This window comes from Streptomyces sp. SS7 (assembly GCF_037993025.1).
In the GTDB taxonomy this organism is placed as follows: Bacteria; Actinomycetota; Actinomycetes; order Streptomycetales; family Streptomycetaceae; genus Streptomyces.
In genome coordinates this window covers 5,458,462-5,482,963 of the sequence record NZ_CP141223.1, presented here as the reverse complement: position 1 = coordinate 5,482,963, position 24,502 = coordinate 5,458,462, and the positions used below count along the sequence as shown (strand labels likewise).

General features: G+C 71.5%; 24 protein-coding genes and 1 pseudogene. 13 read left to right on the top strand and 12 right to left on the bottom strand.

The features are described from left to right. Positions 1 to 57: 57 nt before the first annotated feature. Both U5640_RS25400 and U5640_RS25395 read left to right on the top strand, forming a co-directional pair. Positions 58 to 732, top strand: coding sequence for a GDSL-type esterase/lipase family protein (locus tag U5640_RS25400; protein WP_340378045.1), 675 nt, complete (start codon positions 58 to 60; stop codon positions 730 to 732). Positions 733 to 780: 48 nt separating this feature from the next. Next, positions 781 to 1,443 (top strand): 1,4-alpha-glucan branching protein, encoded by a 663-nt coding sequence (locus U5640_RS25395; protein ID WP_340378044.1) that lies wholly within the window; start codon positions 781 to 783, stop codon positions 1,441 to 1,443. A gap of 57 nt (positions 1,444 to 1,500) precedes the next feature. Here U5640_RS25395 and U5640_RS25390 read toward each other — a convergent pair whose 3' ends face one another. Further along, positions 1,501 to 2,448, bottom strand: coding sequence for a nuclear transport factor 2 family protein (locus U5640_RS25390; protein ID WP_340378043.1), 948 nt, complete (start codon positions 2,446 to 2,448; stop codon positions 1,501 to 1,503). Between the two features lie 178 nt (positions 2,449 to 2,626). On the opposite strand from U5640_RS25390, the gene U5640_RS25385 reads away from it, so the two are divergent. Then, on the top strand, positions 2,627 to 3,616 hold the full coding sequence (locus tag U5640_RS25385; protein ID WP_340378042.1) for an aldo/keto reductase: 990 nt from the start codon (positions 2,627 to 2,629) through the stop codon (positions 3,614 to 3,616). Positions 3,617 to 3,775: 159 nt separating this feature from the next. Here U5640_RS25385 and thpR read toward each other — a convergent pair whose 3' ends face one another. Next, positions 3,776 to 4,348: an RNA 2',3'-cyclic phosphodiesterase gene (gene thpR / locus U5640_RS25380; protein ID WP_340378041.1), complete on the bottom strand. Its 573-nt coding sequence runs from the start codon at positions 4,346 to 4,348 to the stop codon at positions 3,776 to 3,778. A gap of 96 nt (positions 4,349 to 4,444) precedes the next feature. On the opposite strand from thpR, the gene U5640_RS25375 reads away from it, so the two are divergent. Further along, positions 4,445 to 5,032 (top strand): Uma2 family endonuclease, encoded by a 588-nt coding sequence (locus tag U5640_RS25375; protein WP_340378040.1) that lies wholly within the window; start codon positions 4,445 to 4,447, stop codon positions 5,030 to 5,032. A 14-nt stretch (positions 5,033 to 5,046) separates the two neighbouring features. Here U5640_RS25375 and U5640_RS25370 read toward each other — a convergent pair whose 3' ends face one another. Both U5640_RS25370 and U5640_RS25365 read right to left on the bottom strand, forming a co-directional pair. Continuing rightward, positions 5,047 to 6,405: an MFS transporter gene (locus tag U5640_RS25370; protein WP_340378039.1), complete on the bottom strand. Its 1,359-nt coding sequence runs from the start codon at positions 6,403 to 6,405 to the stop codon at positions 5,047 to 5,049. A gap of 28 nt (positions 6,406 to 6,433) precedes the next feature. Beyond that, a complete protein-coding gene (locus U5640_RS25365; RefSeq protein WP_340378038.1) occupies positions 6,434 to 6,871 on the bottom strand; it encodes a MarR family transcriptional regulator in 438 nt (145 codons plus the stop codon). Positions 6,872 to 7,022: 151 nt separating this feature from the next. On the opposite strand from U5640_RS25365, the gene U5640_RS25360 reads away from it, so the two are divergent. Beyond that, positions 7,023 to 7,205 (top strand): CopG family antitoxin, encoded by a 183-nt coding sequence (locus U5640_RS25360; protein WP_340378037.1) that lies wholly within the window; start codon positions 7,023 to 7,025, stop codon positions 7,203 to 7,205. Between the two features lie 25 nt (positions 7,206 to 7,230). Here U5640_RS25360 and U5640_RS25355 read toward each other — a convergent pair whose 3' ends face one another. Then, positions 7,231 to 8,682: an NCS2 family permease gene (locus U5640_RS25355; protein ID WP_340378036.1), complete on the bottom strand. Its 1,452-nt coding sequence runs from the start codon at positions 8,680 to 8,682 to the stop codon at positions 7,231 to 7,233. Positions 8,683 to 8,799: 117 nt separating this feature from the next. Between U5640_RS25355 and U5640_RS25350 the strand changes: the two genes are divergently transcribed. Together U5640_RS25350 and U5640_RS25345 are read left to right on the top strand one after the other, a co-directional pair. Further along, positions 8,800 to 9,111: a DUF2530 domain-containing protein gene (locus U5640_RS25350; protein WP_340378035.1), complete on the top strand. Its 312-nt coding sequence runs from the start codon at positions 8,800 to 8,802 to the stop codon at positions 9,109 to 9,111. Between the two features lie 123 nt (positions 9,112 to 9,234). Next, positions 9,235 to 11,601 (top strand): HAD-IC family P-type ATPase, encoded by a 2,367-nt coding sequence (locus U5640_RS25345; RefSeq protein ID WP_340378034.1) that lies wholly within the window; start codon positions 9,235 to 9,237, stop codon positions 11,599 to 11,601. A 12-nt stretch (positions 11,602 to 11,613) separates the two neighbouring features. Here the strand turns inward: U5640_RS25345 and U5640_RS25340 are convergent, their stop codons facing one another. From U5640_RS25340 to U5640_RS25325, 4 genes are all read right to left on the bottom strand, one after another. After that, a complete protein-coding gene (locus U5640_RS25340) occupies positions 11,614 to 12,411 on the bottom strand; it encodes a hypothetical protein (RefSeq protein ID WP_340378033.1) in 798 nt (265 codons plus the stop codon). A gap of 153 nt (positions 12,412 to 12,564) precedes the next feature. After that, entirely contained in the window at positions 12,565 to 13,383 is an 819-nt protein-coding gene (locus U5640_RS25335; RefSeq protein WP_340378032.1) for a hypothetical protein, read from the bottom strand. A 44-nt stretch (positions 13,384 to 13,427) separates the two neighbouring features. After that, positions 13,428 to 14,366: a hypothetical protein gene (locus U5640_RS25330; RefSeq protein ID WP_340378031.1), complete on the bottom strand. Its 939-nt coding sequence runs from the start codon at positions 14,364 to 14,366 to the stop codon at positions 13,428 to 13,430. Positions 14,367 to 14,572: 206 nt separating this feature from the next. Beyond that, positions 14,573 to 17,698, bottom strand: a complete 3,126-nt coding sequence (locus U5640_RS25325) for a molecular chaperone Hsp90 (protein WP_340378030.1) — start codon at positions 17,696 to 17,698, stop codon at positions 14,573 to 14,575. Between the two features lie 157 nt (positions 17,699 to 17,855). On the opposite strand from U5640_RS25325, the gene U5640_RS25320 reads away from it, so the two are divergent. Then, on the top strand, positions 17,856 to 18,104 hold the full coding sequence (locus U5640_RS25320; RefSeq protein WP_340378029.1) for a hypothetical protein: 249 nt from the start codon (positions 17,856 to 17,858) through the stop codon (positions 18,102 to 18,104). A 26-nt stretch (positions 18,105 to 18,130) separates the two neighbouring features. On the opposite strand, the gene U5640_RS25315 is transcribed toward U5640_RS25320, so the two are convergent. Then, entirely contained in the window at positions 18,131 to 19,057 is a 927-nt protein-coding gene (locus U5640_RS25315; protein WP_340378028.1) for a DUF3027 domain-containing protein, read from the bottom strand. Between the two features lie 358 nt (positions 19,058 to 19,415). Here U5640_RS25315 and U5640_RS25310 point away from each other — a divergent pair, with 358 nt between their 5' ends. The 4 genes and pseudogenes from U5640_RS25310 to U5640_RS25295 all read left to right on the top strand — a co-directional run bounded on the left by U5640_RS25310 (position 19,416) and on the right by U5640_RS25295 (position 22,967). After that, a complete protein-coding gene (locus U5640_RS25310) occupies positions 19,416 to 20,858 on the top strand; it encodes an MFS transporter (protein ID WP_340378027.1) in 1,443 nt (480 codons plus the stop codon). Positions 20,859 to 20,920: 62 nt separating this feature from the next. Then, entirely contained in the window at positions 20,921 to 21,406 is a 486-nt protein-coding gene (locus U5640_RS25305; RefSeq protein WP_340378026.1) for a DUF2771 domain-containing protein, read from the top strand. Then, on the top strand, positions 21,376 to 22,125 hold the full coding sequence (locus U5640_RS25300) for a futalosine hydrolase (protein ID WP_340378025.1): 750 nt from the start codon (positions 21,376 to 21,378) through the stop codon (positions 22,123 to 22,125). The genes U5640_RS25305 and U5640_RS25300 overlap by 31 nt, the downstream gene beginning before the upstream one ends. Next, positions 22,115 to 22,967 (top strand): annotated as a pseudogene (locus U5640_RS25295) (1,4-dihydroxy-6-naphthoate synthase). Before U5640_RS25300 ends, U5640_RS25295 begins: the two are co-directional and overlap by 11 nt. 92 nt (positions 22,968 to 23,059) lie before the next feature. On the opposite strand, the gene U5640_RS25290 reads toward U5640_RS25295, so the two are convergent. Both U5640_RS25290 and U5640_RS25285 read right to left on the bottom strand, forming a co-directional pair. Further along, positions 23,060 to 23,443, bottom strand: coding sequence for a cold-shock protein (locus U5640_RS25290; protein WP_340378024.1), 384 nt, complete (start codon positions 23,441 to 23,443; stop codon positions 23,060 to 23,062). Positions 23,444 to 23,602: 159 nt separating this feature from the next. Further along, positions 23,603 to 23,983 carry a recombinase family protein gene (locus tag U5640_RS25285; RefSeq protein WP_340378023.1) on the bottom strand — a complete coding sequence of 127 codons (381 nt, stop codon included), beginning with the start codon at positions 23,981 to 23,983 and terminating at the stop codon, positions 23,603 to 23,605. 170 nt (positions 23,984 to 24,153) lie between these two features. On the opposite strand from U5640_RS25285, the gene U5640_RS25280 reads away from it, so the two are divergent. Continuing rightward, on the top strand, positions 24,154 to 24,474 hold the full coding sequence (locus U5640_RS25280) for a hypothetical protein (protein ID WP_340378022.1): 321 nt from the start codon (positions 24,154 to 24,156) through the stop codon (positions 24,472 to 24,474). Positions 24,475 to 24,502 lie beyond the last annotated feature (28 nt).

Below are 24,502 nucleotides of genomic sequence, written 5' to 3'. Positions count from 1 at the left end.
CCGCGTCGTGGCCGGTCTCACACGCCAGCGGCCGCCTTGATCCCTCATCATGAGCGGATGCTCAGGTTCATGCCCGTAGGTGACTCGATGACGATCGGAAGCGCGGGCGACCACACGTGGCGCTACCGCATGTGGCAGCATCTGTGCGCCACGTACGGCGGCCCGTTCACGCTGGTCGGCCCGCGCGAGACGCTCTACGACAAGGCGGCGGAGGCCCCGGCCTCGTACGCGTACGCCGACCCCGGTTTCCCGCGCGCCCATCTGGCGGGCTGGGGCGAGGGCTGGCTGCACATGGCGCCCCTGATCGCCGACGCCGTCCGCTCCGCGCGGGCGGACGTCCTCCTCGTCTCCCTCGGCCTGATCGACCTCGGCTTCTACACGAACGCGGAGCAGACGGCGGACAACGCCCGCGCGTTCGTGGCCGAGGCCCGCTCGGCCAACCCGCGGATCCGTATGGTCTGGCTGCCGGTGATACACAACGTCCGTGCCGCCGACGACCCCGGCTTCGGGGCCCAGGTCGCCCTCTTCAACGAGCTGCTGGCGAAGACCGCGGCGGACCTGGACGAACCGGCCTCGCCCATCCTGCTGGCGTCGGTCCCCAGGGACTGGGACCTGCACACCGACACCTACGACGGCACCCACCCGAACGCCCGCGGCGAACACCGCCTGGCGGCGGCCTTCGCGGACGCGATGCACCAGGGGTGGGGGCTGGGCGGGGAGTACGAGGGCTGAGCCGCGGCGAGATCACTTCCCCCGTGACCGACTGACAGAATCCGCTCCATGGCGATCATCCACAACACCACCGTCAAGCCCACCAAGCTGGAACTCCTCACCGCCTGGCTGCCGACCCGGCCGTGGTACGTGGGGGACGGGGCTCCGGAGCTGAGCAGGGCCGGGGGCTTCCGGCTGGATGATCCGGAGGGGGAGGTCGGCATCGAGTTCATGGTGGCCGTCGACACCTCCGGCCCCGGACCCGTCGCCTACCACGTCCCCCTCACCTACCGCGGCGCCCCGCTCCCCGGCGCGGAACACGCCCTCGTCGGCACCATGGAGCACGGCGTGCTGGGCCCGCGGTGGGCCTACGACGGCTGCCACGACCCGGTGCTGATCGGTGAACTGACCGCCCTGGTCGAAGGCCGCGCCCAGGCCCAGGCGCAGAGCGTCACGGACACCCCCGACCACGAGGTCACCCGTTCCTGCGCGGGCCCCGCCCTCCCCTCCCCGCCGTGGCCCCTCGAGGTCACCGACGACGAGCGGAGCACCGTCCTGACCGCCGCGGACGGCAGGGCCCTGCGCGTGCACCGCGTCCTGGACCCCACCGCACCCGACACCCGCCCCGAGACGGCGGCCGGCCACGTCAGCGGCGCCTGGGAGGCGGCCGACGGCACCCGCGCCCGGGCGGTGTTCGTCACCGCGCACGTCGACGGACCGGCCCGGGGCTGACGGGCGGGGCCCCGGCCTCCGGAACATGCCGCTGCCGTTGGAACGTGCCGTTTGCCGTTAGAACATGCCGTTGCCGTTGGCCGAGGTCTCCGGGACGTTCTGGATGATGTCCCAGTGCTCGACGATCTTGCCGTTCCGCACCCGGAACAGGTCCAGGATCGCCGCGCCCCGGTCTCCCGGGTAGTTGACGTAGTGGCTGTGGACGGCCACCAGGTCGCCCTCGGCGATGATCCGCTTCGGGGTGACCGTCAGTTGCGGAACCGAGGCGAAGTAACCGCCGAGGCCGGCCTTGGCGGCGGGCACGCCGCTCTGCATCTGCGGGTTGTGCTGGAGGTAGCCGGGGTCCCAGTAGCGGTCGAGGGCGGTCAGGTCCTTGTGGACCATGAGCTCGTCGAAGGCCTTGGTGACCAGCGCCTGGTTGGCCTGGGTGAGCCGGTGGTCCAGGGGCTGCGAGACCCGCGGTGAACTCAGCGTGGAGAACATGTCGTTGCCGCTGGCCGTGGTGTCCGGCACGTTCTGGACCACGTCCCAGTGCTCGGCCACCTTCCCGCCCTGGAAGCGGAAGATGTCGATGACGGACGCGCCCTTGGTGCCCGGGACCAGCACCACGTTGGAGTGGAGCAGCACGAGGTCGCCCTGGGCGATGGCCCGCTTGACGTCGTACCGGGCGTCGGGGAACTGCTGGTGGATCGAGGTGGCCAGGGCCTTCAGGCCCGCCGCCCCGTCCGCCGCGGTCGGGTTGTGCTGGATGTAGCCCGGCCGTACGTAGCGGTCGACGACCGCGGTGTTCCCGCGCTCGAACACGCCCTTGACGACGGCGACGGCTACGGCTTTCTGGTGGGCGAGGCGGGCCGGGTCGCCGTAGCCACCCCGGCTGTGCGCCGCGTGCCCGGCGGACGGGCCGTGCGGGGCCGCCGCCACGGCGGGGACGGCGGCCGTGCCCAGGACCGCGGCGGCGGCAAGGAAGGCGACGACGGCCCTACGGGTGGGAACAGTGGGGGGCATGGTGCGCTCCAGACGTCTCATGCGTGCAAAACCGCGAATAGCTTGAAGTTTCAAACTCTGCTCCGTCAGGTAATCATTCAGGGGTGGGCCATGTCAACCTGCCTTGCCACCCCTTGACGTTCCTTGACTCCCCGACGCCCTTGCCTGGAGCGCACTCCAAGCCGTTGGCTGGGTGGTCATGAAGTACACGCAGCTCGGACGCACCGGACTCAAGGTCAGCCGACTCGTCCTCGGCACCATGAACTTCGGCCCGCAGACCGACGAGGCCGACTCCCACGCGATCATGGACTCGGCCCTGGACGCAGGCATCAACTTCTTCGACACGGCCAACGTCTATGGGTGGGGCGAGAACAAGGGCCGTACCGAGACGATCATCGGCAACTGGTTCGCACAGGGCGGCGACCGGCGCGACAAGGTCGTCCTCGCCACCAAGGTGTACGGCAACATGGCCGTCGACGGCGCGGCCTGGCCCAACCACGACAAGCTCTCCGCCGTGAGCATCCGGCGCGCGGTCGACGCCAGCCTGAAGCGCCTGCGGACCGACCACATCGACGTCTACCAGTTCCACCACATCGACCGCAGCACTCCCTTCGAGGAGATCTGGCAGGCGATCGACGTCCTGGTCCAGCAGGGCAAGATCCTCTACGCCGGGTCCAGCAACTTCCCCGGGTACAAGATCGCGCAGGCCAACGAGACCGCCGCCCGGCGCGGCTCCTTCGGTCTGGTCAGCGAGCAGTGCCTCTACAACCTCGCCGAGCGCCGCGCCGAGATGGAGGTCGTCCCGGCCGCGCAGGAGTACGGCCTCGGGGTCATCCCCTGGTCGCCGCTGCACGGCGGGCTGCTGGGCGGTGTGATCAAGAAGGAGGCCGAGGGCGGGCGCCGGACGTCCGGGCGGGCCGCCGACGCCCTGGCCGACCCGACCGCACGCGCGCGGGTCCAGGCGTACGAGGACCTGCTGGAGAAGCACGGCGTGGAGCCCGGCGAGGCCGCCCTGGCGTGGCTCCTGACCCGCCCCGGCGTGACGGGCCCGATCGTCGGCCCGCGCACCGCCGCACAGCTCGACTCCGCGATCCGTGCGGCCGAGCTGGAGCTGGGCGAGGACCTCCTGGAGGGCCTGGACGAGATCTTCCCGGGCCCGGGGCCGTCCCCGGAGGCCTTCGCCTGGTGACACCGGGCAGCTTCGGGGGCTCGGGGAACCGCACGCCCAGCCGTCCGGTTCCCCGAGCTCCTACCTCCCGAGCGCGGCCGCCAGGGCGACGACGACGAACATCAGCACGAGCGCACCGGCCATGATCCGGTTCCGGGTCTTCGGGTCCACGTACCGAGCCTAACCGGCCCCGCCGAGCGCCCAGCGCCCGACCGGTTCATAACGCGGCTGCTCCCCCGGCACCCCGGACCTCGGCAGCCGGCTGCGGACCAGGACCAGCTCGCGCACGGTCCAGGTCCGCCCCCGGAACCCGTGCAGCGCCTCGACGTACGGCCGCACGTCCACCGCGTCCCGGCTGCGGGCCAGCGTGAGGTGGGCCTTGTAGCGGCGGTGCTCCCCCATGTCCAGGCCCGCCTTGCGCGCCGCCGCCTCCGCCCGGTCGGCCAGCAGGCGCAGGGCCGGCACGTCCTCCGCCGCCCCCGCCCAGAGCGCCCGCCCGTGCCCGAACTGTCCCCCGCCCCGCACGGCCAGCTCGAAGGGCGCGCAGCGCCCGGCAGCCCGCGCCAGCCGTGCCGAGAGTTCCGGTACGACGTCGTCGTCGACCTCGCCGTAGAACGCGAGCGTGAAGTGCCACCCCTCCGGGCCGGTCCACCGCAGGCCCTCCGCGCCGGGCAGCCCGCGCAACTCGCGCACCTCGGTGGCGAGTTCGTCGGCCACGTCAGTGGGGGGCAGCACGGCGGCGAAGAGTCTCATGGGGACCAGTCTGCCGGGCGTGCCCCGGACGCCGTGCGTATCGTTGTACTGCGCGGCGGCACCGGTCCATCGGGGTCGCCGCGGAGGAGCGCCACCATGACCGTCCTGGACGACAGGATCGAGATGGCCGAGATCGGTGAAGAACTCACACTCGACACCATGTTCGAGTGGCTGGAGAAGATGCCCATCCCCGAGGGTTACAAGACGGAGATCGTCGGGGGGAACATCTGCATGGCACCGCAACGGGACACGCACTGGGAGATCATCGCAGCCATCTACGAGCAACTCCGAGCCAAGTACCCTCGTCGGCGCCTGAAGTCCGACGTCCGCATCGACTACCCCGGGCACCTCAACGGATTCGCGAGCGACGTCACACTGCTGGCCGAAGACGCGCAACCGGACGACAAGGGCCGCTTGCGCCACCAGGATGTCGAACTCGTCGCCGAAGTGATCTCCAGGGACACCGCTCTCAACGACTACGGACCGAAGAAGGCCGCCTACGCCGCCGCCGACGTGCCGGTGTATCTGATCGTCGACCCCTACAAGGGCAAGTGGTACCTGTACACCCTGCCGAAGGACGGCGAATACCACGGCGAGGTGAGTCTTGACTTCGGTGACGAGATCGACCTGACCGGGACGGCCGTCGGGCTCGTTCTCCAGACCGACGAGTTCCCCCGCGACTGACCCGGCCGGTCCCGTCACCCCACGGTGGCCAGTTCCCCGCTGCTCCTCGGGACGAACCGGACCCGGGGGTGGCCATGGTGCCAGCCGACCGACAGGCGCAGGTCGCCGACGCGGGCCAGGACCAGGCCGACGGTGACCGCGGCGGCCGCGGCGATCGCGCCGCCCACCGCGAGGCCGGCGCGGACGCCGTACGCGTCGGTGATCCAGCCCGCGACGGGGGCGCCGACGGGCGAGCCCCCGAGGAACACCATCATGTAGAGGGCCATGACCCGGCCGCGCATGGCGGGGTCGGTGCCCATCTGGATGCTGGTGTTGGCGGTGACGTTGATCGTCATGCCGAACATCCCGATCGGCGCCATGAGCAGGGCGAACAGCCAGAGCGAGGGAGCCGTCGCGGCGAGGATCTCCATCGCGCCGAAGAGCACCGCCGCCCCGATCATGACCCGCATCCGGGCCGTGCCGCGCCGGGCGGCGAGCAGGGCGCCGGCCAGCGAGCCGACCGCCATCAGGGTGTTGAAGAGGCTGTAGGAGCCGGCTCCGGCGTGGAAGACGTCGTCGGCGAAGGCCGAGAGGTACACGGGGAAGTTGAAGCCGAAGGTGCCGACGAACCCGACCAGGACGATCGTCCAGATCAGGTCGGGGCGGCCTGCCACGTACTGGAGGCCCTCCCTGAGCTGGCCCTTGCCGCGCGGGGCGCGCTCGACGACGTACAGCTCGCGGGCGCGCATCAGCAGCAGGCCCGCGATGGGCGCGACGAAGGACAGGCCGTTGAAGAGGAAGGCCCAGCCGGTGCCGACGCCGGTGATCATCAGGCCTGCGACGGCGGGGCCGACCAGCCGGGCGGACTGGAAGTTCGCCGAGTTCAGGCTGACCGCGTTCTGGAGCTGGCCGGGGCCGACCATCTCGGAGACGAAGGACTGGCGGGCCGGGTTGTCGACGACCGTGGCGAGGCCGACGGCGAAGGCGGCGAGGTAGACGTGCCAGACCTGGACGTGGCCGGAGAGGGTGAGCGCGGCGAGGGCGATGCCGGTGACGGCCATCGCGGACTGGGTGACCAGCAGCGTGCCGCGCCGCGGCAGGCGGTCGACGAGGACCCCGCCGTAGAGGCCGAGGAACAGCATCGGCAGGAACTGCAGGGCCGTGGTGACGCCGACGGCGGTGGCGGAGCCGGTGAGGCTCAGGACCAGCCAGTCCTGGGCGATCCGCTGCATCCAGGTGCCGATGTTCGAGACGACCTGGCCGGCGAAGAACAGGCGGTAGTTCCTGACCCTCAGCGAGCTGAACATCGAGGAGGTGCGGGGGGTGTCGGGGGCGGGCAGGGGGTCGGGGGTGGTCGGTGCGGGGGCGGAGTCTGCTCCGGGTCCCGTACTCAACAGGGTTCGCCTCCTCAACTACTGCGGCTTACAGGTGTGCGAGCTTCTCCAGCACGGGGGCGGCGGCGCGCAGTTTCGCCCACTCGTCCTCGTCGAGACCGTCGACCAGGGTGGCCAGGAAGGCGTTCCGCTTGCGGCGGCTCTCCTCGAGCATGGCCTCGGCCTGCTCGGTCCGGGTGACGACCTTCTGGCGCCGGTCCTCGGGGTGCGGCTCCAGCCGGACCAGGCCCTTGGCCTCCAGCAGCGCCACGATGCGGGTCATCGAGGGCGGCTGGACGTGCTCCTTGCGGGCGAGCTCGCCCGGGGTGGCGCTGCCGCAGAGGGAGAGGGTGCCGAGCACCGACATCTCGGTGGGGCTCAGCGACTCGTCGACCCGCTGGTGTTTGAGCCGGCGGGAGAGCCGCATCACTGCGGACCGGAGCGAGTTCACGGCGGCCGCGTCGTCGCCATGGGTGAGGTCAGGCATCTCTTTAGCGTAACTCATTACCCTGGCTAAACAAGCTGGGGCGCGCCAGGATTCCCGTGACCCTGGCCACGGAAACCGCTTCATCACTCGAACGAGTGAGACGCGCGCGGAAAGTCACTGACGTACGGCACGGTGCGGCGACCCTCGACTCATGGGGACCACTGTGCTCAGCCTGCGGATAGACGAGGAGCTGCTCGAACGGCTCCGACAGCACGCCGCCAAACGCGGAATGAGCGTCCAGGACTATGTCGTCCAGACGCTCATTCGCGATGACTTCGACCAGCGCTTCCAGTCGGCCGTCGAGGAGACCGAGAAGTTCTACGGGCTCGCCTGAGCCGCCCCGCCCCGGCCAGGTCAGGTCAGGTCAGACCGAGGGCCGGCATCAGGTAGTAGAACGTGAAGACCGCCGAGACCACGTACATCGGGACCGGGATCTCGCGGGCCCGGCCGGCCACCAGGCGCAGCAGCACGAAGGTAATGAAGCCCATGCCGATGCCGTTGGTGATGGAGTAGGTGAACGGCATCATCACCATCGTGACGAAGGCCGGGATGGCGATCGTGTAGTCGGCCCAGTCGATCTCCTTGACCGAGTTCGCCAGGATCATGAAGCCCACCGCGAGCAGCGCGGGCGTGGCGGCCTGGGACGGGACCATGGTGGCGACCGGCGTGAGGAACAGCGCGACGGTGAAGAGGCCGCCCGTGACGAGGTTCGCGAAACCGGTGCGGGCGCCCTCACCGACCCCGGCGGTGGACTCCACGAATGCGGTGGTGGCCGAGGAGGAGCTGGCGCCGCCGGCGGCCACGGCGAGACCGTCGACGAAGAGCACCTTGTTGATGCCGGGCATCTCGCCCTTGGCGTCGGTCAGCTTCGCCTCGTCGGAGACGCCCATGATCGTGCCCATCGCGTCGAAGAAGCACGACAGCAGGACCGTGAAGACGAACAGCACGCCGGTCAGCACGCCGACCTCGCCGAAGCCGCCGAACAGGCTGACGTCGCCGATCAGCCCGAAGTCGGGGGTGGCGACCGGGTTGCCGGGCCACTCGGGGGTGGTCAGGCCCCAGGACGGGACGTGCGCGACGGCGTTGATGACCAGCGCGAGGACGGTCATGGCGACGATCGAGATCAGGATCGCGCCCGGGACCTTGCGGACGATCAGGGCGAGGGTGAGCAGCGCGCCCAGGATGAAGACCAGGACCGGCCAGCCGACCAGATGGCCGTCGGTGCCGAGCTGGAGCGGGACGGTGGTGTGGGCGGCGTCCGGGATGCGGGTGACGAAACCGGAGTCCACCAGGCCGATCAGCATGATGAACAGGCCGATACCGATCGAGATGGCCTTGCGCAGCCCGAAGGGGACCGCGTTCATGACGCGCTCCCGCAGACCGGTGGCGACCAGCAGCATGACGACGAGACCGGCCAGCACGACCATGCCCATGGCGTCCGACCAGGACATCCGGGGGGCCAGCTGGAGCGCCACCACCGAGTTCACACCGAGCCCCGCCGCCAGCGCGATCGGCACATTGCCGATGACGCCCATGAGGAGCGTGGTGAAGGCCGCGGTCACACAGGTGGCGGTGACCAGCTGGCCGTTGTCGAGCTGATGCCCGTACATGTCCTTCGCGCTGCCGAGGATGATCGGGTTCAGCACGATGATGTACGCCATCGCGAAGAAGGTGGCGAAACCGCCCCGGATCTCGCGGGGCAGGGAGCTGCCGCGCTCGGAGATCTTGAAGTAGCGGTCGAGTGCGCCATGGGCGGGCCCGGCTCCCGGCTGTTCAGGGGCAGGGACCTTGGCGGGGGCCGAGGTGGACATGTATTCAGCGTTTCCTACGAAGAGAAGTGGTCAGACACAAACCGTTTCAGTATGAACATATGACGATCCGATCGGCCATCTTCGCGCGTAGATGTGACCACCTCGTAAGCTGTCCCCATGGCGAAGTGGACACCGAAGCATGAGGCGCCGGAGCCCCTGGAAGGGCCCGTGGTCCCGGTCATCACCGGCGGCACGATCATCTGGTTCGTCCTCTTCCTCGTACAGCTCCCCTTCTACGGCTGGTTCGACGACCACGGTCATCTGTGGTGGCTGTGGACCTGTCTGGCCGGGGCCGCGCTGGGCCTCCTCGGCATCCGGATCACCCGCAGCCGGGACGCGGCGATCAAGCGGGCACGGGCGGCCGCGGAGGCCGAGCCGGTGCCGGGGACCGGACAGACGCACGAGACCGAGCAGGCCCCCGCCGAGTAGCCGCCCGGTGGGGCAAAGCCCCTACACCCGGCGTATGAGCCCGCTCTCCCCCGGTCCTCCCCAGGTCGGATCTTCCGGACCTCCGGGGGGTGAACGCCCCCATCCGCACGTACCGTCGATTCCATGACCGACATCGACGCGACCGCCACCGCGCCGGCGGCGACCGGACTCACCGCCGCCCAGGTCGCGGAGCGCGTCGCGCGCGGTCAGGTGAACGACGTCCCCGTACGCAGCAGCCGGTCCCTCGGCGAGATCGTCCGGGCGAACGTGTTCACCCGGTTCAACGCGATCATCGGCGTCCTGTGGCTGATCGTGCTCGTCGTCGCCCCCTTCCAGGACGGCCTGTTCGGGTTCGTCATCCTCGCCAACACCGGGATCGGGATCATCCAGGAGTGGCGGGCCAAACAGACCCTGGACTCCCTCGCCGTCATCGGGGAGGTCCGCCCCACCGTGCGCCGGGACGGGAAGGCCGTCGAGCTGGCCACTTCCGACCTCGTCCTGGACGACCTGGTCGAGATCGGCCCCGGGGACAAGGTCGTCGTCGACGGGGTGTGCGTCGAGGCGGACGGGCTGGAGATCGACGAGTCCCTGCTCACCGGTGAGGCCGACCCGCTGGTCAAGCACCCCGGCGCCCAGGTCATGTCCGGCAGCTTCGTGGTGGCCGGCGGCGGCGCCTTCCGGGCGACCAGGGTGGGACGGCAGGCGTACGCCGCCCAGCTCGCCGAGGAGGCCTCCCGGTTCACCCTCGTCCACTCCGAGCTGCGCTCCGGCATCTCCACGATCCTCAAGTACGTGACGTGGATGATGATCCCGGCCGCGATCGGCCTGGTCGTCACCCAGCTCTTCGTGAAGAACCACGACCTGAAGGAATCGATCGCCCGGACCGTCGGCGGGATCATCCCGATGGTCCCCGAGGGACTGGTCCTGCTCACCTCCGTCGCCTTCGCGATCGGGGTGATCCGGCTCGGCCGCAAGCAGTGCCTGGTGCAGGAACTGCCCGCCATCGAGGGCCTCGCCCGCGTCGACACCGTCTGCCTGGACAAGACCGGAACCCTCACCGAGGGCGGCATGGACGTCACCGAGCTGCGCGCCCTCGACGGCGCCGACGAGGCGTACGTACGCCAGGTGCTCGGCGCGCTCGGCGAGTCCGACCCGCGGCCGAACGCCTCCCTGCGGGCCGTCCTCGACGCCTACCCGGACGCCGAGGAGTGGCGCTGCACGGAGGCCCTCCCCTTTTCCTCCGCCCGCAAGTACAGCGGCGCCACCTTCAGCGAGGGCGACGGCGAGAGCAGCACCTGGCTGCTGGGCGCGCCCGACGTGCTGCTCGACGACGGGGACCCGGCCCTCGCCGAGACCGGGCGGCTCAACGAGCAGGGGCTGCGGGTGCTGCTGCTCGCCCGCGCCGTACGGGGCCTGGACGATCCCCGCGTCGCCGAGGGAGCGGGCGCGGTCGCCCTCGTCGTCCTGGAACAGCGGCTGCGGCCCGACGCGGCGGACACCCTGCGCTACTTCGCCGAGCAGGACGTCCGCGCCAAGGTGATCTCCGGGGACAACGCGGTGTCGGTCGGGGCGGTGGCCGCCAAGCTGGGGCTGCGGGGCCGCACGGTCGACGCGCGACGGCTGCCCGCGGAGCGCGAGCCGATGGCCGCGGCCCTCGACGAGGGCACCGTGTTCGGGCGGGTCACCCCGCAGCAGAAGCGGGACATGGTGGGGGCGCTCCAGTCCCGGGGCCACACCGTCGCGATGACCGGCGACGGCGTCAACGACGTGCTCGCGCTCAAGGACGCGGACATCGGTGTCGCGATGGGGTCGGGCTCGGAGGCGACCCGGGCCGTCGCGCAGATCGTGCTGCTGGACAACAGCTTCGCCGCCCTGCCGTCGGTGGTGGCCGAGGGGCGGCGGGTGATCGGCAACATCACCCGGGTCGCGACGCTGTTCCTGGTGAAGACCGTCTACTCGGTGCTGCTGGCGCTGCTGGTGGTGTGCTGGCAGGTGGAGTACCCCTTCCTGCCCCGGCACGTCACCCTGCTGTCCACCCTCACGATCGGCGTCCCGGCGTTCTTCCTCGCCCTCGCCCCCAACAAGGAACGCGCCCGGCCGCACTTCGTACGGCGGGTCATGCGGTACTCGGTCCCGGGCGGGCTGCTGGCCGGTGTCGCCACCTTCGTGTCCTACCTGGCCGCCCGGCACTACTACAGCGGGCCGGGGGCGCTGGAGGCGGAGACCAGTGTCGCCACCCTCACGCTGTTCCTGATCTCCATGTGGGTGCTGGCGATCGTGGCACGGCCGTACACCTGGTGGCGGGTGCTGCTCGTCGCCGCCATGGGCGCGGCGTTCCTGGTGGTGCTGGTGGTGCCGGGGCTCCAGGACTTCTTCGCGCTGCGGCTGGTGGGGATGACGATGCCGTGGATCGGGGTGGGGATCGCGGCGGTCGCGGCGGCCGGCCTGGAGCTCGTGTGGAGAGAGGTCGACCGCCGCGGTTCCGACTGAGGGGCGGACGGGTTACTGGACGTCGATGAAGTCCGCCGCCGAGGTCACCGGGGCCGTCGTCGACGATCCCGCGAAGACATAGCGGAAGTAGCCGTCCGCGGAGGCCGTGACCGTGGTCTTCAGGGTGCCCGTGGAGCCGGTCTTGACGGTCTTGAGCGTCGTGTAGGCGGTCGCGCCCTTCTTCTTGAACTGGAGCTTCACCGGCTGGGTGCCGTAGCCCGCGTACTTGTTGGTGTCCCAGTTGGCACGGGAGAGCTTGCCGGTGACCGTGAGGGTCTTGCCCTTCTTCACCGGCTCCGGGGTGGCGTCGGCGGTGAGGGTGGCGGCGCGCAGCAGCTTGGTGGTGCCGAGGCCGCCCTGGTAGGTGACGCCGCCGGCCGCGTTGACCGCGAAGGCGCCCAGCTTCCAGCTGCCGGCGTCGGCGTTGGTCAGATCGATGTCCACGTCGGAGGACTTCGGGCGGAACTGGATCTTCGCCGTGCACTTCAGGACGGTCGAGGAGGACTTGGTGCAGGTGGCGACGTCGTCACCGGCGAGCCCGTCGGAGTCGTCGCCGAGGGTGGTGCCGCGGTAGAGCACCGGCATGCTCGCGAAGGTGTTCGGGTCCAGGCTCGCGGGCTTGGTCACCGTGTAGGAGGCCGTGACGGTGACCGTCGTCGTGGGGCCGACCACGATGTTCTTGCCGCTGTTGACCTTCAGGCCGGAGAAGGTGACCGCGGGGCCGGCCGGGGCGGCCTGCGCGGCGGGCACGGCGAGGGCGGTCAGGGCCACGGCGCCGGAGGCCGCGAGGACGAGGGCGCGTATGCGCATGTGCGTTCCCCATGAGGAGAGAAGTGATCTCGGGAGTCTCTTGACTCACCTGGTAGATCCGTGGCTCCCGGGGCGGGTTGTACGGGAAAAGGTAAGGAGAGAGGAAGAACGCCTTCCCCTCTCCTTCTCTTCGTCCTTCTTTGCCCTCGCGGGTTACTTCACGTCGACGAAGTCGCCGGCGGAGGTGACCGGAGCGGTCGTGGTGGTGCCGGCGAAGACGTAGCGGAAGTAGCCGTCCGCCGTCGCCTTGACCGTGGTCTTCAGGACGCCGGTGGAGCTGGACTTGATGGTCTTCACCGTCGTGTAGGCGGTGGCGCCCTTCTTCTTGAACTGGAGCTTCACCGACTGGGACGCGTAACCGGCGTTCTTGTTGGTGTCCCAGTTGGCCCGCGCCAGCTTGCCGTTGACCGTGATGGTCTTGCCCTTCTTCACCGGCTCCGGGGTGGCGTCGGTGGTGAGGGTGGCCTTGCGGAGGACCTTGATGCTGCCGAGGTTGCTCAGCGGGGTGACGCCACCGGTGTTGATGTCGATCGCGGCTCCGCCGATCTTCCACGCGCCCGCGTGGGCGTTGGTCAGGTCGCCGTAGTCGGTGTTGTCGGTCGGCCGGAACTGGATCTTCGCCGTGCACTTGAGCACGGTCGAGGAGGAGGTCGTGCAGGTGCCCGGCTCGTCACCGCCCCAGACGTCCTTGTCCGGGGTGTCCAGCGTGAGCGCGGCACCGCGGTAGAGGACCGGGAAGGTGAACAGGGAGGCCGCGCTCTGGCTCGCGGACTTGGTGACGGTGTAGCTCGCCGAGACCGTGACCTTCGTGGTCGGACCGACGACGACGTTCTTGCCGGCGTTGATCTTCACGTTGGAGAAGGTGACGGCGGGCCCGGCCGGCGGGGTCGGCGCGGCCTGGGCGGCCGGAACGGCAAGGGCGGTGAGAGCGACGGCGCCGGTGGCGGCGACGACGAGAGCGCGTACGCGCATGCTGGTGTTCCCCTGGTGCTGTGAAGTACGGATGACTGGGTTGCTCACTTGACGTCGACGAAGTCGCCCGCGGCGTTGACCGCCGGGGTCGTCGAGGTGCCCGCGAAGCTGTAGCGGAAGTAACCGTCCGCCGACGCCTTGACCGTGGTCTTGAGGGTGCCGGTGGAGGTGGTCCTGATGGTCTTCAGGGTGGTGTAGGTGGAGCTGCCCTTCTTGCGGAACTGCAGCTTCACCGGCTGGCCCGAGTAGCCGTGGTACTTGTTGTCGTCCCAGTTGGCGCGGGTCAGCTTGCCCGTGACGGTGATGGTCTTGCCCTTCTTCACCGGCTCGGGGGTGGCGTTGACGGTCAGCTTGGAGAGGCGCTGGAGCTTGGTGGTGGCGAGCTTGTCCTGCTCGCCGTAACCGACCTTGGACCAGTCGATGTCGTCGATGTCGACGCCGAGCTGGTCGTTGAAGTCGATGACGTAGCCGCCGGCCTTCCAGGAGGTGGCGTCGACGTTGTTCAGCTCCTGGCCGGGGTAGACGTCGATGGTCCCCTTGCAGCTGGCGACCGTGGCGGAGGACGCCGTGCAGGTCGGCCAGTCGTCGCCCCACAGCAGGTTGGCCGGCGTGTCGTAGGCGGTGCCGCGGTAGATCTCGACGTCCAGGAAGACGTCGGGTGCGGCGAGGTCGAAGGCCGCGTCGTGCGTGACCTTGTACGTCACCGGCACGCTCACGTGACCGCTGGTGCCCGCGACGACCGGCTTGCCGTTGTTGATCTTCACGGCCGAGAAGGTGACGTTCAGCGGGTACGGGACGCCGTCGGCGGCGGGAGTCGCCCCGGTGAACACCGTCTTGCCCGAGGCGGCCTGCGCCGCGGCGGCCGCCTTCTGGACGTCGTCCTTGCCGAACGAGGACCCGCCCGCGGCCTGAGCGGCCGGCACGGCGAGGGCGGAGAGAGCCAGGGCGCCGCTGACAGCGGCCACGGTGGCACGGATGTGCATGCAATCCCCCGGTGAAGAAGGACCCTGGCTGCGGTCGATCCCTACGGCTCGTCTCGGACAGGGCCCACGTGTTGGTGAAGCCTGTTGGCTCATGAGGTGAGATCGACGGAAGATGTGAATAGTTGTACGAAGCGGGGAAGATTTTCTGACGGGTTTTCCGCGGGGGCCGTCCGAGTGGATCGGGCGGCCCCCGTCGTGTGTTCGGGTCAGTCGAACCAGCGGTCCCGGGCCAGTTCTGCTGTGCGGGACGGGTCCTCCAGGAGCGCCGCGACCTCGAAGCGGCGGGGCCACTGGCCGGCGGCCCAGGCGAGGCCGGCGGCGACGCCCTCCAGGGTGGCGGCGTGCAGGACGCCGTCGTCGGTGAGGCGCCAGTCCAGTTCCACGCCGTCGACGACGAGTTCCTCGTGTTCGACGTAGACGGACGGGGTGCGCGGGCCGAGGAGGACGCGGACCGGGTCCGGGACCTCGTGCTCCGCGCCCTCGGAGTCGACCCGGCCGGTCACCGACTCGCTCAGCCGCCTCACCTGGAACAGCTCGGCCAGCTCCGCGGCGCGGGACGGGGGGACCGGCAGGAGCGGGACGCCCGCCGTGAAGGGCAGCAGGTCCGGGGAGTCGACGACCACCGCGTCGGCCGCGTCCACGACCTCCACCCGGCCGTCCACGACGGCCCGCAGCTCGTCGGGGAGGGTGACCTGATCGGGGTCCAGCTCGGCCAGCGCGCCGTAGAGACCGTGGAGCTGCGCGGGTCCGACGGGGCGGTCCGGGTCGGCCAGACGGTCGAGGAGTTCGGCCGCGCCGCCCGGCTCGTCGAGCAGCGCCGCCACCGAGGTCCGTACGCCCAGCGCCCGCAGGACCTGCTCGTCGTCGAAGCCGGTCGCGTCGGCCTCGTCGTACAGGCCGTGCAGGAGCGGGTCGCCGCCGGACGCGAGCAGGCCGGCGGGGCGGCGGCCGTCGAGGACCGGGTGGCCGCGCAGCCACCACGCCGTGTAGGGGCGTACGACCTCGTGGGTGCCGTCGGGGAGGAGGACCCGGACGGGCTGGGTGAGGGCGTCGCGCAGGGGCGGCTGGGCAAGGAGGGCCAGGGCCTGGGGCCAGCGGTCGTCGTCGACCAGGTCGAGGTCGCGGACGGCGACGAGTTCGGTGGCCACCGGCGGGACGGGGGAGTCGGGGAAGCGGTCGAGGATGTCCTCGCACCAGACGTCCACCGCGTCCAGCAGCCCCGCATCGTCCGGCTCGGCGAAGTCGCCCTCGCGGGGCTCCAGTTCGTCGGGGTCGAGGACGACGTCGGTGGCGCGGACGAGCGCGAAGGCGGCGAGGACGCCGACCGCGGCGAGCGGGCCCCCGCCCCAGCGCTCCACCAGCTCGGCGTCGACGGCGGCGAGTTCGTCCTCGCGGATCACGTCGGCGAACGGGCTTCCCGGCAGGACGAGTTCACCGGCCGGAACGAGTTCGCCGTCCTCGTCGGGCAGCGCGAGGGCGCCCAGCCAGGGCTCGTCGCCCGGTTCCAGGGCCGCGTCGCGGACAAGGGTGAGGACGGTGTCGGCGAGCTCCTCCGCGTCGGGCGTGTCCCGGTCGTCCCAGGCGCCGCCGTCGTCGTCGAGGGAGGCGGCGACCGCGGCCCGCACCTGCGGGGTGGTGAGCACCGCGCGCGGCGTGGCGGGCAGGGCGCCGAGCTTCTCCAGCAGGGGGTGCGCGGCGGCCGCGTGCGCGACCTTCAGGCCGAGGCGGGCGAGGACCTCCGGGTCGGCCCCGGCCTCGTCCGCGACGGGCAGCAGGACCTGGCGCGGGCCGATCGTCGTCCGGCCGTCGGCCAGCGGCACGGGCAGTCCGGAGAGCCGGTCCGGGTCGACGCCGGCGAGGCTGTCGTAGAGCCGGTACCACCAGTCCGGGTCCTTCTCCAGCCCGGCGAGCCGGTCCACGGCGTCGGCGAGCGGGATCCGGGCGACGCCGAGGGTGCGCAGCTCGACGCGGCGCTCCAGACCGGCGGGCAGCAGGGTCGGGAGGACCTCGGCGAGGACCCGTACGGTGTCCGCGCCCGCGCCCTCGACCACCTCGGCGTCCCGCGGGCGCAGCGCCTCGGGCAGGTCGTCCTCGTCCTTGACGGGCTCCACGGCGGGCGGCAGGAAGGCGGTGCGCGGCAGCCGCTGGAGGATCGCCCGGCGCAGCGCCCCGTCCAGCTCGCCCTTGCCGAGCGGGCCGGGCACGAGGTCGATGACGCCGGACGTCACCGGGCGCCAGTCGGCGAGGAGTTCGGCGTAGGCGTCGGCCGCGCGCTCGACCAGGTGGTCGGTGAGCGGGCCGGGGGCGGCGTGCCGGCGGGTGGTGTCCAGCGGGAAGGACGCGATGAGCAGCGCGGGGACGCCGAGCGGTTCGTCGCTGGGGGTGGGAGCGTGCACGACGGGGCTGGTGCGGGGCCGGGCGGGGGCGCCCTCCTCGTCCACGGGGACGGCCCAGGTGACCGACCAGTGCGCCCGCTGCCGCTCCTCGACGGGGCGGTCGGCGAGCAGTGCGGGCGTGAGCGGCCCGTGCGCGGCGGCCGTGCGCCAGCGGGTGGTGCCCTCGCGGGAGTCCGTGACGACGGTGAGGGCGCCGTCGGTGGTGCGGCGCAGGGTGCGGGGCGCGTCGGCACCGGCCTCGATCACGACCTCCGTCAGGCCCGGCAGGGCGAGCAGGAGGGCGTCGTCGACGGCGGCGAGGAGGCGTTCGGCGAGGTCGGCGGCGGCCGCGTCGCGCAGCGGGAGGATGACGGCGGTGTCGTACGGGTCCGGGGCGGTGCCCTGGGCGGCGAAGGGAAGGCGCAGGAGCGGGACGTGGCCGTCGCGGCGGCGCAGCTCGTCGCCGAGGCCGGGGCTGTGGCGGGCGGTGTCGGCGGCCAGCTCGCGGGCCTCGGCGAGGTCCCAGCGGACGCCGCCGTGCCGGCCGACGACGGCGGGTTCGTCGGTGACGGAGAGGACGGCGGCGAAGCCGACGCCGTAGCGGCCCACGGAGACCTGCTGGGTGTCGCGCTTGGCGGAGGCGCGCAGGGTGGCGAGGGACTCCACACCGGCCGCGTCCAGGGGGGCGCCGGTGTTGGCGGCGACGAGGACGCCGTCGCGGAGGGTGAGCCGCAGCCTGCCGGGCACCCCGGCGCGGGCGGCGGCGTCGGCGGCGTTCTGGGCGAGCTCCACGACGAGACGGTCACGGTAGCCGCCGAGGACGAGGTCCTCCTCGGCGTTGGCGTCCTCACGGAAACGGGCGGGACTGGTGGCCCAGGCGTCCAGGACGCCGCGGCGCAGGCGGGCCGTGCCGAAGGGATCAGCGCCCTCGGGGGCCGGCCGCACGAACTTGCTCACGTTCACTCTCCTCGTCGGCGTGAGGAGAAGGTATCGCGCACCGCACCCCCCGAGACCCGCCGCCCGGACGGAGCAGCGGGGGCGCGGAGCGCGTGCCGGAGTCCGGCACGGTCCGCACGATGGGCTCAGGGGGTACCGGAGAGCGAGGAGAGCCGAGATGCCCGCCCACGAAGATCCCTGCACGATGATGCGCCGCGCGGCCGAGGAATCCCGTCAGGAGATCGAGCGCCTGAAGAAACGGATCCGTCGGCTCGAGGACGACATCGCCGCGCTCAAGCAGCAGACCCCTCCCGACCAGGCGGCGATCGCGGCCCTCGAACAGCGCCTGGCGAGCTTGCAGGAGCAGCTCGCGAACGACGAGCTCTCGCTGAGCACCCTCGAGGACGTGATCAGCGAGAACTGCTGATCACGTCTGCCCTGGGGCCCGGGGGCCTACGCGTGGCCCAGTTCGGCCGTCGCCTCGTCGGGGACCGCCGGGACCGAGCCCGAGTCCGCGGCCGGGCGGAGCGGGAAGGGGTCCACCCTGGTCTCGTCGATCACCGGCGCGGGCGGCTGCGGGGGCTTCGGCATGACCGCGGCCTCGGAGTGGCCGCCGCAGCCGTAGGCCAGGGACACAACCCGCCCGTCCGCCGGGGAGAACTCGTTGGCGCAGACGCCGAAGGCCTGGCCGAGGGAGCCGCCGATGGGGGTGAGGAAGCCGCAGCTGACGCAGGTCGCGGGGGCCGCCTGGGCCATGGGCGTCTTGGCGCCGAAGGACTCCTCCCAGCGGTCGGCGGCGGTGTGCAGTCCGTACCGGGACAGGACCCGGGCGCGGCGCAGGCCCAGCTCCTCGGCGACCGCGGAGATCGAGCCGCGGGCCGGGACCGTGGGCAGGGCGGCAGGCGGGGCCGCGGTCACCTCGGCGTCCTCGGCCTCGACCAGTTCGGCCATCTCCTGGGAGACGGGCGCGTTGGGCACCGGCTCGTCCTCGCCGGTGTACCCGGGCTCCAGCCGCAGGTCCTCGGCGTCGGTGGGCAGGAGATCGCCGGGGCCGAGGTCGCCGGGGCGCAGGCGCTCGCTCCAGGGGACCCACTCGGGGGCGAGGACGGCGTCCGGGCCGGGCAGCAGGACGACCTCGTCGAGGGTGACGGTCTTGGCGCGGGAGGCGCGGGCCACGGTGGCCGCCCAGCGCCAGCCCCGGTAGCCGAGCTCCTTGCACTCGAAGTAGTGCGTGACGACCCGGTCGCCCTCGGAGAGCAGGCCTACGTGCTCGCCGACGACGCCGGGCGCGGCGGCCTCCTCGGCTGCGGCGCGGGCGAGGTCGACGGCCTCGGCGCACAGGCGGTCGGGGGTGCGGCTTCGCGTGGTCGCTGCGCTCACAGGTATCGCTTCTCTCCTACGCCGTCTCTCGGGTGCGCCGGCCTGAAGGCGGCGGGTGCGGACGGAGCGGACCGAAGGGCCGCGTCGACGTCCGCGCCCGATCGCGCTCGGGCGCACCTGCTGTCATCCATTCTGCTGGATGCCGGGGAGGCGCGCGGCCGAGAACGATCGCCACGGCGCGCTACGCACGCTACCTGTTCCGCGACGTTCGGCCTACACCGACGGGACGTTTCCCCGTACCGGACCGCTCCCCGACCCGTGCCCGGACCGTATCCGGACCGTATCCGGACAGTACCCGACCCCCTCCATCCGCGCGGGAACCGCACTATGCGGGCCGTTCTCGGGGCACTATGACGGGGTGGCAGCCGCGAAAGCATCCGAAGGTGCCACCGGGACCGGTGGGACGAGGGAATCGAGAGGGCCGAAGGGAACGGGCCGGATCGGCGGGCCGGGCCTGATCGGCGGGTCCGTCCGTGCCGTCGGCCGTGCCCTGCACCTCCCGTTCACCGGCACGGCCCGCGGCATCAGAAAGGCCACGCACGCGCACGGCGCCGGCGAGTCCGGTCTGGGCAAGCTGATCGAGCTGCACGCGGTGAACGGCGCCGGGGACGTGATGATCACCGTGGCGCTGGCCTCCACCGTCTTCTTCTCGGTGCCGACGGACGAGGCCCGGGGCCGCGTGGCGCTGTACCTCGCCATCACCATGGCGCCCTTCACCGTCCTCGCCCCGGTGATCGGCCCGCTCCTGGACAAGCTGCCGCACGGCCGCCGGGCGGCGATGGCGGCCGCGATGCTCGCCCGTGCCCTGCTGGCGCTGATCATCGCCGGGGCGGTCGCCACCGGCAGTCTGGAGCTGTACCCGGCGGCGCTCGGCGTGCTCGTCGCGTCGAAGGCGTACGGCGTGGTCCGCAGCGCCGTGGTCCCCCGGCTCCTCCCGCCGCGCTTCTCCCTGGTGAAGGCGAACTCGCGCGTCACCCTCGGCGGGCTCCTCGCCACCGGTGTGGCGGCTCCCGTGGGGGCCGGGCTGCACGCGATCGGGGAGCGCTGGCCGCTGTACGGCGCCTTCGTGATCTTCATGGCAGGTACGTTCCTGTCGTTCACCCTGCCGCCGAAGGTGGACTCCGCCAAGGGCGAGGACATCGCGCTGCTCGCGGCGGACGAGGAGCATCTGCACGGCCCGCACCGGCAGCCGGTCAAACGCCCCGGTCTGCGGACCGTCGGCATCGCCGTCACCCATGCCCTCGGCGCGAACGCGGCGCTGCGCTGGCTGTCCGGCTTCCTGACCTTCTTCCTCGCCTTCCTGCTGCGCGAGCACCCGCTGACCGGGTCCAGCGCGGCCGTGTCGCTGGGCATGGTGGCGGTCGCGGCGGGTGCGGGCAACGCGCTGGGTACGGCGATGGGGGCGTGGCTGCGGGCCCGGGCACCGGAGATCATCATCGTGACGGTCCTCGCGGTGGTCCTGGGCGCGGCGATCACGGCGGCGGTCTTCTTCGGCGCGTTCCTGGTGGCGTGTCTGACGGCGACGACCGGGTTCTGTCTGGCGCTGGCGAAGCTGTCGCTGGACGCGCTGATCCAGCGGGACGTGCCCGAACTGGTGCGGACGTCGGCGTTCGCCCGCTCGGAGACCATGCTCCAGATGGCGTGGGTACTGGGCGGCGCGATCGGCATCGTGATGCCGCTCAACGGCACGCTGGGTCTGTGCGTGGCCGCCGGTGTCCTCGCGCTCGGCTGGCTGACGACGGTGCGTGGTCTGATCGGCTCGGCCCGTCACGGAGGAGCGGCGAAGGCCCGCGTGGCGTAACACACAGCGGCATGGCCCCCCGCATAAAGAGACCGCCGTGCCCGCCCGATAGCCTTCGCCCCATGACCACGCTGCACTCCGTAACGCGACGCCGCGCCGTCGCTGCCGCCGGCGCCGTTTCCGCCGGACTGCTCGTCCTGTCGGCCTGTGACAAGCCGACGCCGCTGTCCACGATCACCGTCGGCCGCACCTCGGTGAGCTCCGAGGCCACCTGCGGCGGCGAGGGCAAGGCGCTCAACGCCGCCGCCCTGACGAAGTGCCTGGCCGACAAGGACATCAAGTCCATCGACGTCGACCCGGACGAGACGGTCCGCTTCGGTGTCGACCCCGACATCGCGGACAAGCGCTGGACCATCCTGATGAACGGTCAGCCGCTCACCGAGGACAGCGACAAGACGTACCGCACCATCCCGGGCAGCGTGTTCTTCAACGCGCAGTACGGCGCCCAGGGCGACTCGACGCTCGTCACCATCAAGGCGGGCGACGGCAAGAAGGACAGCCAGACCGCGACGGGTCTGTGGTCGTTCAAGCTGAAGAAGGACGACTAGTCACGTCCTCCGCCCGCATCCTCGTGGCCACCGCGGTCCCCGCAGAACGGGACGCGGTGGCACGGGCGTTTCCGGAGCCGTGCCGGCCGGTGTCCCGGCCCGGGGTGGAGCTGCAGCGCACCGGCGGGCCGTTCGACCTGCTCGCCGCCGGGGTCGGCCCGGCGCTGGCCGCCGCGTCCGTCTCCGCCGCGCTGACCGCCGCGACGCTGACGGGTGAGCCGTACGGCCTGGTCGTCTCGGCCGGTATCGCCGGCGGCTTCCTGCCCGGGGCACCCGTCGGCTCGCTGGTCGTCGCGGACCGGATCACCGTCGCCGACCTGGGCGCGGAGAGCGCGGAGGGCTTCCTGCCGGTCACCGAGCTGGGCTTCGGCACCGTCACCCATCGTCCGCCGGACTCACTCGTACGAGTGACCGCGGACGCCGCCGGTGCCCGTACCGGGGAGATCCTGACCGTCTCCACGGTCACCGGCACCGCCGTCCGCGCCGCGGCCCTGCGCGCCCGCCACCCCGGGGCGCTGGCCGAGGCCATGGAGGGTTTCGGGGTCGCCGAGGCGGCCGGCGCGCACGGCACCCCCGTCCTGGAGATCCGCGCGGTCTCCAATCCCGTGGGCCCCCGCGACCGCGCGGCCTGGCGCATCGGCGAGGCGCTGGCCGCGCTGACGACGGGCTTCGGGAAGCTCGCGCCCCTTCTGGAGAGTTGGAACCGGCATGACCAGTGAGCAGCCGCTGCGGATCGCGTACTCCCCCTGCCCGAACGACACGTTCGTCTTCGACGCCCTCGCCCACGGCCGGGTGCCGGGCGCGCCCGCGCTGGACGTGACGTTCGCGGACATCGACCTCACCAACGGCATGGCCGAGCGGGGCGAGTTCGATGCGCTGAAGGTGTCGTACGCGGTGCTGCCGTACGTCCTCGACGCGTATGCGCTGCTGCCGTGCGGGGGTGCGCTGGGCCGGGGCTGCGGACCGCTGGTCCTGACCCGGGAGGCCGGGCTCGACCTGACCGGCCGCACGGTCGCGGTGCCCTCCGAGCGGTCGACGGCGTACCTGCTGTTCCGGCTGTGGGCGGCGGACACGCTGCCCGGCGGGGTGGGCGAGATCGTGGTCCTGCCCTTCCACGAGATCATGCCCGCCGTACGGGACGGCAAGGTCGACGCGGGGCTCGTCATCCACGAGGCGCGCTTCACGTACCAGAACTACGGGCTGCACAAGCTGGCGGACATGGGCGAGCACTGGGAGTCCACCACGGGGCTGCCGATCCCGCTGGGCGCGATCATCGCCAAGCGCTCCCTGGGCCCGGACAGGCTGACCGCCCTGGCGTCGGCGATCCGCGCCTCCGTACGCGCCGCCTGGGACGCCCCCGAGATCTCCCGCCCGTACGTCATGGCCCACGCGCAGGAGATCGAACCCGGCGGTCGCCGACCAGCACATCGGCCTGTACGTCAACGCGTTCACGGCCGACCTGGGCGAGGCCGGCTACGCGGCGGTCCGGGGACTGCTGACGCGGGCGGCGGCCGAGGGACTGGTGCCCGCGCTCGGACCCGGGTCGCTCTCGTTCCCCTGAGCACCGAAAACGGCAGAAAAAAGCCGCCCCGGCGGCCGGGGGGCGGTGGGCCCCCCGGCCGGGGCTGCTCGATCTCCCGGACCCGGCTGCGGTCAGACGTCCAACTGGTCGGCGACCGCGCGCAGCAGCCCGGCGATCTTCTTGCCGGAGGCCTTGTCGGGGTAGCGGCCCTTCTCCAGCATCGGCGTGATGTTCTCGAGGAGGGTCGTCAGGTCCTGCACGATGGAGGCCAGTTCGTCCGGCTTCTTGCGCTGGGCCGCCGCGACGGAGGGCGTCGGGTCGAGGAGGACGACGGAGAGCGCCTGGTCGCCGCGCTGTCCGGCGACGACACCGAACTCCACTCGCTGGCCCGGCTTCAGGGCCTCGACTCCGGCGGGCAGGACGGAGGAATGGACGAAGACGTCACCGCCGTCGTCACGGGAGAGGAAGCCGAAGCCCTTCTCGCTGTTGAACCACTTGACCTTGCCAGTCGGCAAAGCACACGCTCCCTCTGTCTGCCCCGGACTGGCCGGACGCCCTTGAACTGCCGTCATGACAGCCTACCGGGGGTCTCTCCAGCCGAACACGCCTTAAAACGGTAGCGAGCCCCTGCCAGTGATGACAGAGGCTCAAAGTGGTGGGGGAAGTGTGAGGGGCTAGCCGATGTGCCGGTAGAGGGTCGCACGGGAGACTCCGAGAGCCTTGGCAATGGCAGTGATGCTCTCTCCCTTGGCCTTACGGGCCTTGGCTGCAGTCAGCACGTCCTCAGTGATGACGGCAGGACGCCCACCGGTACGCCCCTGAGCCTTGGCAGCGTCGAGACCAGCGCGGGTGCGCTCTACGATCATGTCTCGCCCAATCTCAGCAAAGGCAACCATCATCGTAAAGAAGAACTTGCCTTCCCCCTTCGGGGAGTAGTTACCGGCGAGAGTTCCCGTGAGGATGCGGAGCGCGATTCCACGGGCGTGCAAGTCCTCAGCGATCGTCAGTACGTCCTTGGCCTCGAGATTGATGCAATCGACTGCGGAGATCGACATCCACCCTGGGAAGCCCGGCCTTGGGGAACATCGGCGCTGAGATCGATCATGGTCCGGCTGTAGTGCCGGGAAGAGCGGTGACTCGGTTCTCGTACTCGCGGCGGGCCTTGCGCTGAGCCGGGATCGCCCCGGCACGGTCGAGGACCTGGCAGCGGTTCGAGGAGTTGGCGGTGAACCGCGGGCGCGGCGGTGACGCGGAGGGTGTAGCCCGTGCCGCGTCGTACGGCCTTGCCGTGGTCGAGCGCTGTCCGCTCGGCGGGCTCCAGGTCGGCCGCGCGGAGGAAGTCGGCGACCTTGCCCGGCATGTCGAGGACGACCGGCAGCTCCGGAGCCGGGGCGTCCTGGTCGACGTCGGCGGTGTGCTCGGGCAGGAGCTCGGCGACGGCGGTACGGATGGCGCCGCGGCTGACGTGGTGGTCGCGGGCGAGGCTGGCGATGGACCGGCCGCCCAGGTACGCGGCGCGTCACGGCGGCGGCCATCGCCGCCGTGACGACCGGGCGGCGCCCGCCCTTGTTGCC

Coding starts and splice junctions, on each gene's coding strand:
- U5640_RS25400 (WP_340378045.1), top strand. CDS start 58: ATGCTCAGGTTCATGCCCGTAGGTGACTCGATGACGATCGGAAGCGCG.
- U5640_RS25395 (WP_340378044.1), top strand. CDS start 781: ATGGCGATCATCCACAACACCACCGTCAAGCCCACCAAGCTGGAACTC.
- U5640_RS25390 (WP_340378043.1), bottom strand. CDS start 2,448: ATGCCCCCCACTGTTCCCACCCGTAGGGCCGTCGTCGCCTTCCTTGCC.
- U5640_RS25385 (WP_340378042.1), top strand. CDS start 2,627: ATGAAGTACACGCAGCTCGGACGCACCGGACTCAAGGTCAGCCGACTC.
- thpR (WP_340378041.1), bottom strand. CDS start 4,348: ATGAGACTCTTCGCCGCCGTGCTGCCCCCCACTGACGTGGCCGACGAA.
- U5640_RS25375 (WP_340378040.1), top strand. CDS start 4,445: ATGACCGTCCTGGACGACAGGATCGAGATGGCCGAGATCGGTGAAGAA.
- U5640_RS25365 (WP_340378038.1), bottom strand. CDS start 6,871: ATGCCTGACCTCACCCATGGCGACGACGCGGCCGCCGTGAACTCGCTC.
- U5640_RS25360 (WP_340378037.1), top strand. CDS start 7,023: ATGGGGACCACTGTGCTCAGCCTGCGGATAGACGAGGAGCTGCTCGAA.
- U5640_RS25355 (WP_340378036.1), bottom strand. CDS start 8,682: ATGTCCACCTCGGCCCCCGCCAAGGTCCCTGCCCCTGAACAGCCGGGA.
- U5640_RS25350 (WP_340378035.1), top strand. CDS start 8,800: ATGGCGAAGTGGACACCGAAGCATGAGGCGCCGGAGCCCCTGGAAGGG.
- U5640_RS25345 (WP_340378034.1), top strand. CDS start 9,235: ATGACCGACATCGACGCGACCGCCACCGCGCCGGCGGCGACCGGACTC.
- U5640_RS25340 (WP_340378033.1), bottom strand. CDS start 12,411: ATGCGCATACGCGCCCTCGTCCTCGCGGCCTCCGGCGCCGTGGCCCTG.
- U5640_RS25335 (WP_340378032.1), bottom strand. CDS start 13,383: ATGCGCGTACGCGCTCTCGTCGTCGCCGCCACCGGCGCCGTCGCTCTC.
- U5640_RS25330 (WP_340378031.1), bottom strand. CDS start 14,366: ATGCACATCCGTGCCACCGTGGCCGCTGTCAGCGGCGCCCTGGCTCTC.
- U5640_RS25320 (WP_340378029.1), top strand. CDS start 17,856: ATGCCCGCCCACGAAGATCCCTGCACGATGATGCGCCGCGCGGCCGAG.
- U5640_RS25305 (WP_340378026.1), top strand. CDS start 20,921: ATGACCACGCTGCACTCCGTAACGCGACGCCGCGCCGTCGCTGCCGCC.
- U5640_RS25285 (WP_340378023.1), bottom strand. CDS start 23,983: ATGTCGATCTCCGCAGTCGATTGCATCAATCTCGAGGCCAAGGACGTA.